The sequence below is a fragment of the Halomonas sp. genome, from assembly GCF_033549285.1.
In the GTDB taxonomy this organism is placed as follows: Bacteria; Pseudomonadota; Gammaproteobacteria; order Pseudomonadales; family Halomonadaceae; genus Halomonas.
Window position 1 is genome coordinate 1 of sequence record NZ_JAWSUJ010000122.1, and the last position, 10645, is coordinate 10645.

Annotated in this window: 10 protein-coding genes and 1 pseudogene; 4 read left to right on the top strand and 7 right to left on the bottom strand. The window is 57.2% G+C overall.

What is annotated here, in order from left to right; translation table 11 throughout:
- The first annotated feature begins 126 nt into the window (after positions 1 to 126).
- Both SCI24_RS19040 and SCI24_RS19045 read left to right on the top strand, forming a co-directional pair.
- The gene (locus tag SCI24_RS19040; RefSeq protein WP_318726874.1) at positions 127 to 726 is read left to right on the top strand and encodes a hypothetical protein; all 600 of its coding nucleotides are present in this window, start codon (positions 127 to 129) and stop codon (positions 724 to 726) included.
- A 79-nt stretch (positions 727 to 805) separates the two neighbouring features.
- Positions 806 to 1036, top strand: a complete 231-nt coding sequence (locus SCI24_RS19045) for a hypothetical protein (RefSeq protein ID WP_318726875.1) — start codon at positions 806 to 808, stop codon at positions 1034 to 1036.
- 290 nt (positions 1037 to 1326) lie between these two features.
- On the opposite strand, the gene SCI24_RS19050 is transcribed toward SCI24_RS19045, so the two are convergent.
- The 5 genes from SCI24_RS19050 to rfbB all read right to left on the bottom strand — a co-directional run bounded on the left by SCI24_RS19050 (position 1327) and on the right by rfbB (position 5318).
- Positions 1327 to 2421: a DegT/DnrJ/EryC1/StrS family aminotransferase gene (locus SCI24_RS19050; protein WP_318726876.1), complete on the bottom strand. Its 1095-nt coding sequence runs from the start codon at positions 2419 to 2421 to the stop codon at positions 1327 to 1329.
- A complete protein-coding gene (locus tag SCI24_RS19055; RefSeq protein WP_318726877.1) occupies positions 2418 to 2882 on the bottom strand; it encodes an acyltransferase in 465 nt (154 codons plus the stop codon). The genes SCI24_RS19050 and SCI24_RS19055 overlap by 4 nt, the downstream gene beginning before the upstream one ends.
- Complete coding sequence (locus tag SCI24_RS19060; protein WP_318726878.1) at positions 2857 to 3279, bottom strand: FdtA/QdtA family cupin domain-containing protein; 423 nt, start codon at positions 3277 to 3279, stop codon at positions 2857 to 2859. Before SCI24_RS19060 ends, SCI24_RS19055 begins: the two co-directional genes overlap by 26 nt.
- On the bottom strand, positions 3270 to 4154 hold the full coding sequence (rfbA, locus tag SCI24_RS19065) for a glucose-1-phosphate thymidylyltransferase RfbA (RefSeq protein WP_318726879.1): 885 nt from the start codon (positions 4152 to 4154) through the stop codon (positions 3270 to 3272). The genes SCI24_RS19060 and rfbA overlap by 10 nt, the downstream gene beginning before the upstream one ends.
- A gap of 78 nt (positions 4155 to 4232) precedes the next feature.
- A complete protein-coding gene (rfbB, locus tag SCI24_RS19070; protein ID WP_318726880.1) occupies positions 4233 to 5318 on the bottom strand; it encodes a dTDP-glucose 4,6-dehydratase in 1086 nt (361 codons plus the stop codon).
- 241 nt (positions 5319 to 5559) lie between these two features.
- Between rfbB and SCI24_RS19075 the strand changes: the two genes are divergently transcribed.
- A protein-coding gene (locus tag SCI24_RS19075; RefSeq protein WP_318726881.1) for an IS630 family transposase occupies positions 5560 to 6574 on the top strand; the annotation gives its coding sequence in 2 pieces (ribosomal slippage) (positions 5560 to 5946 and positions 5948 to 6574; 1014 coding nt in all).
- 68 nt (positions 6575 to 6642) lie between these two features.
- On the opposite strand, the gene SCI24_RS19080 is transcribed toward SCI24_RS19075, so the two are convergent.
- Together SCI24_RS19080 and SCI24_RS19085 are read right to left on the bottom strand one after the other, a co-directional pair.
- Positions 6643 to 7437, bottom strand: coding sequence for a Wzz/FepE/Etk N-terminal domain-containing protein (locus SCI24_RS19080; protein ID WP_318726882.1), 795 nt, complete (start codon positions 7435 to 7437; stop codon positions 6643 to 6645).
- Positions 7438 to 7800: 363 nt separating this feature from the next.
- A complete protein-coding gene (locus tag SCI24_RS19085) occupies positions 7801 to 9942 on the bottom strand; it encodes a polysaccharide biosynthesis tyrosine autokinase (RefSeq protein ID WP_318726883.1) in 2142 nt (713 codons plus the stop codon).
- A gap of 94 nt (positions 9943 to 10036) precedes the next feature.
- On the opposite strand from SCI24_RS19085, the pseudogene SCI24_RS19090 reads away from it, so the two are divergent.
- Positions 10037 to 10565 (top strand): annotated as a pseudogene (locus SCI24_RS19090) (IS630 family transposase); the annotation flags it as partial.
- Between the last annotated feature and the right edge of the window lie 80 nt (positions 10566 to 10645).

The window sequence follows — 10645 nt, forward strand, 5'->3', positions numbered from 1 at the left end:
GGCCCAGGCCGAGGGTCAGAATCTGGGTGCCGTCCATGCCATGCCTCCTGTCGTCGTGGAGGTCATCTCCTGGCCCAGCTCAGGGGGCGACTTCCACACCCAACGACGAAGAGCCAGCTGGGTTATGTGCCGGTGTTCGTGGATGGCACCGCCATCGAGGTTGATGGCCGGCTGTTCGAAGGCGCCGGCAAGGGCTATGACGGCTCGCTCCAGTACTGGCTTCATGGCGTCTTCGTGGGTGGGCTCTGGGCCAGTGGCCGCCTGCATCCCGGTGGCGTCGATGTTGCCGCTGGATGGCGTGAGCAACTGGCGCACGATGTCGCGCCGTTGCTGAGCGACCACCCCCCGGTCTGGCTGCATGCCGATAACGCCTACTACCGGGGTGACCTGATCCGCTTCTGCCGTGAGCGGGGCTGGGACTACTCCATCAGTGTCACCAACGACGGGTATCGGCGGCCGATTCTCGAATCACTGGAAGGGCTGCCTGAATCCGCCTGGACAGATATCGGCGGTGGGGAAACCGCGACGCTGGCCTATCACCGGCCGGGAGGCTGGCCGGCGGAGCAAGCCTATGTCGTTGTGCGTCGCTGGAAGGAGGGACACCAGCAAGCGCTGTTTCCAGTCGACATCATCATCCTGGTGTCTCGGGATGATCTGCCACTGACGGAGCTGGTGGCCCGGCACCGCGGCAAGCAGGGCCAGGAAACGCCTTCAAGGGGCCGCTGATCGACATGGACTTGCCCATCCGCCGTGTCGGCGTCTCCAGGCCAACCAGGCGTTTTACCTGTGCGGGCAGCTCGCCCAGATGCTGTTGCGCGGCGTGCAGTATCACGTGCTGCCCCACGATGCCCGGCGTCATGGGCTTCGCCCGCTGATTCGTTATGCCATCCGCACGGTGGCGCGCCTGGTGCATACGGGGCGGCGCTGGCGTCTCGACTTTGCCAAGAATGCCTTCCGGCTGGATTGGCTACTCCACGCCAGCCTCCAGTTGGAGTTGACCACCGCCGATCGTCACCCGCGGGCATCGCGATCCTGAGGCTCAGGTTCGGCAATGCCTCCTGCGCGATTGACGGCGTATCGGCGGTGACAAGCCTCGAGAGGAAGGCTGACCACCATGCTGCACTCCCCAAAGCGCCCGTTGAAGGTAACCGTCGGGAGGTAAGCCGTCGGGTATCCGCCACTGGCCGGGTCCGTCACTCCTTATCCGGGGATCGGGACGATGGATTTCATGCCCAGCCTGAGAAAGCCCAATGTTGACGGCTTGGGCCGAGCCGATCACAAACATCGAGCGAGTAAGGCCGCGGGAATAGGAAGATGCATAGGCAATTAAGCTAAGCGCTTGACCGCCTCGACCACTTGCTTGGCCTGTTCTGGGGACAAATGAGGTCCCATCGGCAGGCTAAGCACCTCGCCGGCAAGTTGGTCGGCCAGAGGCAGCACCTCCTGAGCGACGCTATGGCCTGCATAGGCCTGCTGGCGGTGCGGCGGAATTGGATAGTGAATCAGCGTCGCGATCCCCGACTCCTTGAGGTCGGCCTGAAGCGCATCGCGCCGCTGACTGCGCACCACATAGAGATGCCATGCCGGGTCTGCCCATTTGGGTACATAGGGAAGTACCAAATTGGTGCCGGAAAGCGCATCAGAATACACAGCGGCGATAGCACGTCGGCGTTCGGTCCATTCATCCAGCACCTGCAGCTTAACGCGCAACACAGCAGCCTGAAGCGGATCGAGGCGAGAATTGACTCCCTGAGCTTCGTGGACATATTTCTCCCGCGAGCCGTAGTTGCGCAGCATTGCCACCCGGTCGGCTAACTTGGCAACATGGGTAGTGATGGCGCCAGCATCACCCATGCCCCCCAGGTTCTTGCCGGGGTAGAAGCTCCAGCAGACGATGTCGCCATGGCCACCGATGCGTTGTCCCTTGAAGCGGGCACCGTGGGACTGGGCGGCGTCCTCCACCACCCTTACGCCATAGCGTTTTGCCAAAGCGAGGATTGGGTCCAGGTCAGCCGGCTGGCCGTAGATATGCACCGGCAATAGCACCTTCGTGCGCGAAGTCATTGCCGCTTCGATGCGTGTCGGATCAATATTATAGGTGGTGGGGTCTGGTTCGACAGGCACCGGGGTGGCACCCACGGTGGATACCGCCAGCCAAGTGGCGATGTAGGTGTTCGAGGGGACGATCACTTCGTCACCCGGGCCCACCTCTAGGGCGCGCAGCGCCAGTATCAGCGCATCCAAGCCGTTGGCCACGCCCACACAGTGATCAACGCCGCAGTAGTCGGCAAACTCGGCCTCAAAAGCTTCGACCTCAGGGCCGAGCACATACCACCCGCTAGTGAGCACTCGAGAAACAGCATCGTTGATAGGTTGTTTCAAGTCCAGGTAAGGGGCCTGGAGATCAAGAAAAGGAATCATATTTCAATATACCGAATCACTTTGGCGGGATTGCCCACGACAAGCGCGCCCTCGGGAACATCTTTAATCACAACGGCACCAGCCCCAACCATGGCATTAGCGCCGATAGTGATGCCAGGGAGAAGCGTCACATTGGCACCGATGCTAGCCCCCTGTTTTATTGTTATGCCGCTGAATGAGTCAGGGTACTCTTTTGAACGAGGAAACAAGTCGTTGGTAAACGTAGCATTGGGCCCAATAAACACATGATTCTCGAGTCGGGTCCCGTCCCAGAGAAATACGCCAGACTTGACCGTCACATTGTCGCCAATAATGACATCGGCTTCAATAAGTGTGTGCGCACAAATATTGCAATTCTTGCCAATTCGCGCGCCTGACAACACGATGCTGTATTGCCAAATGCGTGTATGACTGCCAATTTCTGTGCTATGTACGTCAGCGAGAGGATGTATTGTGGGCATTGTGGCTCAGCTTAAGAAAATCTTCATAATTACGGATATAGTCGCGTTCATCATAATGCTCGCTCGCCAGTACCAGCAGCACGCAGTCTTCACTTAAGTCATGCATCTCTCGCCAGATCATGCTCTCGATCAGCAAGCCTCTGGTGGGACAATCGAGCCACGTCTCTTTGCGGGTATGGCCATCGTCGAGCACAATGCGGCAGCTACCAGCCACGCAAATGGCTACCTGTTTGAGATCCTTATGGGCATGGTAGCCTCGGCTCACTCCCTGCTCGGTGTGGTAGATGTAGTAGACCCGCTTGATCTCGAACGGAATCGTCTTATTAGCTTCCAATGCAACCAAAGAACCACGCTCATCACTTAAATGAGGAAAATCACAACATTGAACTAGCCCCATAGTTGCTCCCCAATAATAGCTAGCAAGTACTGTCCGTATCCATTTTTCTTCAGCGCAACACCCAAGCGCTGCAAGTCATCAGCGCTTAGCCATCCATTGTTAAAAGCAATCTCTTCCAAGCAAGCAATTTTATAACCCTGCCGCTTTTCAATTGTCTCGACAAACTGGGCGGCTTCCAGAAGGCTCTCATGGGTACCGGTATCCAGCCAGGCAAAACCGCGACCCAGCAGTTCTACGTTGAGCTCGCCGCGTTCTAGATAAGTCTGGTTGACGCTGGTGATCTCGAGCTCACCACGGTGAGAAGGCTCTACCTGCTTAGCGATCTCGATGACGTCGTTGTCGAAGAAATAGAGCCCGGTTACCGCATATTGGGACTTGGGCTTGGCCGGTTTCTCCTCGATGGAGACGGCGCGCTTGTTGCCGTCGAACGCCACCACGCCGAAGCGCTCCGGGTCCTTGACTTGGTAACCAAATACCGTGGCGCCGCTAGCTTGAGCCGAGGCTTCTTTGAGCTTTGGGGTAAAGCCCTGACCGTAGAAGATGTTATCGCCCAGCACCAAACATACGCTATCGCTGCCGATAAACTCCTCGCCGATGATGAAGGCCTGGGCGAGGCCGTCGGGGCTGGGCTGCTCGGCATACGATAGCTCAATACCGAACTGACTACCATCGCCAAGCAGGCGCTGGAAGCTGGGTAGATCTTCCGGGGTAGTGATGATCAGCACCTCTCGTATGCCGGCGAGCATCACCACCGAGAGCGGGTAGTAGATCATCGGCTTGTCGTAGATCGGCAGCAGTTGCTTGGAGACACCCATGGTAATGGGGTACAGACGGGTACCGGATCCGCCAGCGAGGATGATGCCTTTGCGAGCCATGGTGATCCCTTTCTTGATTCAGCTTTCGGCCATCGCTACGCGATGGATCGCGCAGCAAGCTGCGCTACTATAAGATATTCAGGCTGATGCAATACCCAAGCGTTCGCGCTGGTAACTGCCATCCTGCACCCGGCGACACCATTCGAGGTTGTCAAGGTACCACTGCACGGTCTTGCGGATGCCGGATTCGAAGGTTTCTTCTGGGCGCCAGCCGAGTTCGTGTTCAATCTTGCCGGCGTCGATGGCATAGCGCAGGTCGTGACCTGGCCTGTCAGCCACGAAAGTGATCAGATCATGGTAATGCGTAAGGCTAGGCACTAGCTGTGCAAACGTACTACCCACCGGAGCCAGTTCATCTAGCAGGCTGCAGATAGTATGCACAACCTCAATGTTCTGCTTCTCATTGTGGCCGCCGATATTGTAAGTACTCCCGACCCTGCCTTCTGTCACTACGCTGTAGAGTGCCCGAGCGTGGTCCTCGACGTATAACCAGTCGCGGATCTGCTCGCCCTTGCCATAGACAGGCAGTAACTTGCCTTCCAACGCATTTAGGATTACCAGCGGGATCAGCTTCTCGGGGAAGTGATAGGGCCCGTAGTTGTTGGAACAGTTGGTGATCAACGTGGGCATGCCATAGGTGCGCTGCCAGGCACGGACCAAGTGATCCGAGCTGGCCTTACTAGCGGAATATGGTGAACTGGGAGCATAGGAGGTCTCTTCGGTAAACAGCCCCTTCGGCCCATCCAAGTCGCCATAAACCTCGTCGGTAGAGATATGGTGAAAGCGGAAGGCTTGCTGGCCTTCGCTATCCAAGCCATTCCAGTAAGAACGCGTCACTTCCAGCAAGGTGTATGTGCCGATAATGTTGGTTTCGATAAATGCTGCCGGACCATTAATGGAACGGTCTACATGACTCTCGGCGGCTAAGTGCATCACTGCATCGGGTTGATGTTTCTCGAACACGCCTTCCAGAGAACCCCTATCGCAGATATCAACCTGCTCAAATGCGTAGCGATCACTGCCGCTTACCTCGGATAGCGACTCCAAATTTCCAGCATAGGTCAGCTTATCAACATTGACTACGCTGTCGTTGGTTTTTTTGATGATATGCCGAATGACAGCAGAGCCGATGAAACCCGCACCGCCGGTAACCAGTAACTTCATAGCTTTCCTATTCATTACAAAAGAAACTAGATTTGAAAAAGCTCACAAAAATATGAGTAACTGAACGAGAAAGGTCACATTTTTGTTAACTTTAGCTTTTTGCCGAGACCGCCACATTTTTGCGTAACAGCCTCACTTTTCTGTGAGGAATAAAATGTAGCCCACTGATTCTGTTGATTAAATACCTGATCTAAAGTTATCGTGTATAATCCGCATAAGGATATCTGACAAGGACGGAACCATGGCAAGGCGCTTCGTTGCCCCTCTCACTGAATCTGAGCAGCAGACGCTGACCTCCGCCTATCATCATGGTGAGAAGCGTGCCCTACGTCGACGAGCGCATGCCATCCTGCTGAGTGATCAAGGCCATACCATCGACCAGATCAGTGAGATACTGCAGGTTCGACGCGATGCCGTATCTCGATGGCTCAAACAGTGGGAGGCGTCGGGGCTCGACGGGCTCATCGACAAGCCCCGCAGTGGTCGCACACCAATCCTGGATGAGCACGACCACCAGCGACTGCAGGAGATGGTCGCCGAGCAGCCTCACCAGGTTCGATCCTTACAGGCTCGGTTTCAAGAAGAGACCGGCAAGACGGTCAGCACGGTGACCCTTCGCCGGGCGTTGAAAAAAAAATGATCTCAGCTTCAAGCGCATTCGGCATTCCCTGAAGGCACGGCGTGACGAAGCGGATTTCCGCAACACTCAAGGCCTCCTCGAGGTGCTTAAGCAGCGGGAAGACCAAGGCGAACACGAGCTTTACTACTTTGATGAGTCGGGCTTTTCACAATCGTCGTCGGTTCCATACGCGTGGAGTCCCCTCGGTCAGCCCTTCGAAGTGACCGCCTACTCTCATAGCCGAAGGCTGAACGTACTGGGGTTCCTCAGCCGAGCCGGGAAGCTGGTCTACCACACCACCACGAAACCGGTGACGACCGAGACGGTCATCGAAGCATTTGACCAGTTTGTGTCCCAGAAAGACCCCGATACCTTCGCCGTCGTGGTGCTCGATAATGCCAGCATGCATCGCTCCAAGGCCTTCAGACGGAAGATAGTGGAGTGGATGTCGCATCGTGTGCACCTGATCTACCTATCGGCTTACTCGCCAGAGCTGAATCTGATTGAGATTCTGTGGCGGCAGATGAAATACGTATGGCTGCCGTTAAGTGCCTACCTCTCGTTTGATCGTCTCTGCAACGAGGTCTATCGCCTACTCAGTTGCTACGGATCTAACCACGCGATTAATTTTGAATAGCCACTTAGCACCGATAAGCCCGGGTTATCGGCAGCATGCCCTATCCGCGGCATGACGGTTTCGCTGTCTCAGCCCTCATCGACGAGGCTTTCCCGCACCGCCACAGCGAACTGCATGAAGAACGCGCCCATCACGGCCAGCATGCCGCCCAGCACGATGGCCAGCGCCATGATCAAGCTGCGTCCGGTACCGGTGGGCTCCAGACTCTGCACTGCCGTCTGTGCCACCTGCCCTTCTCTTAGCAGAGCAAGCCGATTCTCGAGCTCGGCCACACGATTGGAGTAACTGGCAATCAGCTCGGCAGCATTTGCACTGGTCGACTCCTGGGCAGCCTCAAGGGAGCGCTGGGCATTCTCGAGCTGACGCTCCAGGCCGGTGCGACGACGTTCGAGCTGAGACTGCTGGCCCGTCTTGATCCGCTCCAGCAAGGTCGCGTGCATGGTCTCGACCAGCGCCCCATGCGCCTCGGAGGTCTCCGAGGAGAGGCGGATCAGCAGGGTATCGTCGGGATTGGACACCGACACATCAAACGGAAGACCATCGAGGTTTTCAGCAGAGCGCAGCTCTCGTGTCACCGGGCCCAGATAGAGGTTGGTGACCTTGGCCACGACCGTTGCCGGGGCCTCGAGAGCACCCGGATCATCGCTGTCGCGTGGCGCCTGCTCCGCCACCTGGTAAATCGACACATACTCATACGTGCGCTCCATCATCAGCGCGTACGCCAGGGCCACCAGCACGACGACGAGAAATGTCGCCACCATCAGCTTCCAACGCTTGATGAGGATCTTGGCAAGATCAACGAGCGAAATTTCATCGTCCTGGACGTCGCGGCTAACCCCTTGACGTGTCTCGTTATTGTTCATGTGTGGCTACTGAACCCTGGCTGAAGTGACTGACGGTCAGGCACGCTACCGCCCGGGGATTGTCCCGGGCGCGTTCCCATGCCCTGTGATGCATTCGTACTCCAAGGGCCCACCGCAGTCATCTGCCTGGCCGGGCCCCATAAAGTATGGATTGTGCAGGGGCCGAATTGTACGTCAGTGAGCCGGGAAGCTCTAGGGTCCGGGGTGGCCATCGCCAGGCAGGTGAGCTCGCGCTTAAGTCGCCTTGCTGGAAGCCGACGACAATGGCTCAGGGACCGCTAACGAGGATCGACCGCCACCTCGCATCACCTTGAAATTGGAGGGAGATTTTCAGACGCCGCCCTGCCCTACCTACGCCCCCGTCTACTTGTAGGCATAGTTGTAATAGCCGTAGCCATAGCTCGTCGCTGCCTTGCGCTCCATGGCATTGAGGACCGCCCCCTTGACCACGACACCCGTGGACTCCAGCCGACGGTGCGCGATCTGCAGCTCCTTCACAGGGTTTTTCTGGAAACGAGTCACCATCAACGTGGTGCCACACTGCTTGGCGACCACGACGGCGTCGGTCACTGCAAGTATCGGCGGTGTGTCGAGTATCACAAGGTCGAACTCGCGGCTGGCCTGTTCCAGAAAATCGGTGAAACTGGCGTTCATCAACAATTCTGAGGGGTTAGGCGGCGAGCTGCCACGCGACACGTAGCTCAGATTGGCGATGTCACTGGGACGGATCACCGTGTCCCAGGAAGCCTGGCCAGAGAGCAATTCCGAGAGCCCACCTTCGCTTCTGCCATGAAACGCGTGGTGCACGTGCCCCCGGCGCATATCGGCGTCGACCACCAGCACCTTCTGTCCGGCCTGGGCACATACCGCCCCCAGGTTGATGGAGACAAAGCTCTTGCCGATACCGGGGCTAGGGCCCGTGATCGCCAAGCGGTTGTTGCCCGACTCCATCATTGCGAAATGCAAGCTGGTACGCAGTCCACGCAGGGCCTCGATAGACGTATCGGCCGGGGCCCGGTCCGCCAGCACACCAATCGATACATCCTGCCCCTCGCGGTGCTTGCTTCGCTTGATGCGCCTGATCAGCTTCGTCTGCTCCTCGGAGCGTGGCACGGTGGCATATACCGGAAGCCCCGCATGTTCAATCTGGTCGGGTGATTCGATGCCACGGTTGAAGAAACCACGCACGAGCACGACAGCGACGGACAGCATGCCCCCCAGCAATACTGCCAGCACCACGATCAGCGGCTTTTTCGGCTCCACAGGCGTCGGTTGCACGACAGCCTCATCCAGGATACGGACATTGCCCACGGTACTCGCCTTGGCAATTTTCATTTCCTGGATCTTGTTACGCAACTGCAGGTAGATCTCCTGATTGAGCTCTACATCTCGAGTACGCCGTAGAATCTGTTGTTGCGTTTCCGGCAGGCTCTCCACACGCTCATTGAGCCGCTCCCGCTCGTCGACGAGTTGCTGCTTCTTGTCCAGCAATGCCGAATAGGTCGGATGCCGCGGGGAAAAACGACGAGAGATTTCAGCTTCGGTGAACTCCAGCTCATTCAACTGAGACTCGAGATTCACCAGCCGTTCGAGAATCGACTGTGTCTCCAGGGAAAGGTCCACGCTTTCGCGCTCGGTCCGATACGCATTGAGAGCATTTTCTGCAGCACGCAACTGTTCACGGATTTCCGGCTCTTGCCCTTCCAGAAACTCCAGGCTCTGTTCAGCCTCGGCACTCTGCCGCTGGATATTCTGTGTCAGATAAATTTCACTGATGGCATCCAGTACCTGAACAGCCTGCTGTGGCTCCTCGCTGGTAAGGGTCAAATCGAGCAGACCACTGTCTGACCCTTGCTGACTGACACTGAAGCGGGAACGCAAATCATTGATAGCGGCGAGGCGCGGGCGCTTGGTCAGGGTAAACACGGCGCCGGGGGCAGCCATCAACTCTGCTACCCTCAACGTGATGCGGCCTTCAAGGAAACTGGCATTTTCACCGACACGGCCCTCCCCCAGCCCCTCGCCGTCCAGGCTGAGCGTATAACGCCCGCTTTCTCCAACCGTCAGTCGGAAAGGTTCGCCAATTAAAATCGAATCCACCTGAAAGGCGCCAATGTTGATGCGCTCACCCGCCCAGACACTGCTCTCCGCAAAATCGGGACGCTCAATGCCCAGACGTACCAGGAAATCCCCGATGACCGGAAAACGTGACGGCTCGATGACGAGGTCAAGACGCTCCTGATCCACCGCCCGCCCCAACACCATCCGCGAGCGCAGGATGCCCAGCTGAGTATCCGTGCTGGATTGCTCACCCAGCATGGCGCGAACATCCTGAAGCGGGTTAGCCATCCCCATCTTGTCTTCGACCTGCACCAAGGCATTGGCACGATAGATGGGGGTAGAGAGCAATGCATACACTACACCGACCACTGCGAATAGCGCTGTGATGCTGACGATCCACCACTTGTGATCAATCAGGATGCCAAACAGGCGTCCGAGATCAATCTCATCGTCGTCGGTAGATCGTTGTTGACTGCTAAGTGCCTAGGCAGATATTTTCAGGCACAATGCCAGCAGGATCTCAGCTTAGGACGGCAGCATGGCAAGGCGCTTCATCTCTCCCCTGACAGAAGCCGACCGGCAGGCGTTGGCACATGTCCATGAGTACGGTCAGAAACGCGCCTCGCGCCGTCGCGCTCATGCGATCCTCTTGAGCGATCAAGGCTATACCATCGCCCAGATCAGCGACATTTTGGAGGTTGGAAGAAACACCCTAACGATCTGGTTCCAGAAGTGGGAAGCCTCCGGTCTCGAAGAACTCGTCGATAAGCCCCGTAGTGGCCGCAACCCGATTCTTGATGACAGCGATCGCGAGCGGTTGCAGGCCTTGGTGGAGGAACATCCCCATCAGCTACGCACCCTGCAGGCTCGGCTTCAGGAGGAAACAGGAAAAACCTTCAGCACGGACACCTTGCGCCGGGCATTGAAAAAAAAATCAAAATAGCTTCAAGCGCATTCGGCACTCACTGAAGGGCCGACGTGATGAGACGGATTTTCGCAATACCCAGGGCCTGCTGAAAGCGCTCCAAGAGCAAGAAGATCGAGGAGAACACGAGCTGTGCGTATTCCGGGCCATCGTGACCGCCCGTTCCGATCTATCGTGACCGACCATTCCGGGCCAACGTGACCGGCCATTCCGTTTCATCGT

Coding starts and splice junctions, on each gene's coding strand:
- SCI24_RS19045 (WP_318726875.1), top strand. CDS start 806: ATGCTGTTGCGCGGCGTGCAGTATCACGTGCTGCCCCACGATGCCCGG.
- SCI24_RS19050 (WP_318726876.1), bottom strand. CDS start 2,421: ATGATTCCTTTTCTTGATCTCCAGGCCCCTTACCTGGACTTGAAACAA.
- SCI24_RS19055 (WP_318726877.1), bottom strand. CDS start 2,882: ATGCCCACAATACATCCTCTCGCTGACGTACATAGCACAGAAATTGGC.
- SCI24_RS19060 (WP_318726878.1), bottom strand. CDS start 3,279: ATGGGGCTAGTTCAATGTTGTGATTTTCCTCATTTAAGTGATGAGCGT.
- rfbA (WP_318726879.1), bottom strand. CDS start 4,154: ATGGCTCGCAAAGGCATCATCCTCGCTGGCGGATCCGGTACCCGTCTG.
- rfbB (WP_318726880.1), bottom strand. CDS start 5,318: ATGAAGTTACTGGTTACCGGCGGTGCGGGTTTCATCGGCTCTGCTGTC.
- SCI24_RS19080 (WP_318726882.1), bottom strand. CDS start 7,437: ATGAACAATAACGAGACACGTCAAGGGGTTAGCCGCGACGTCCAGGAC.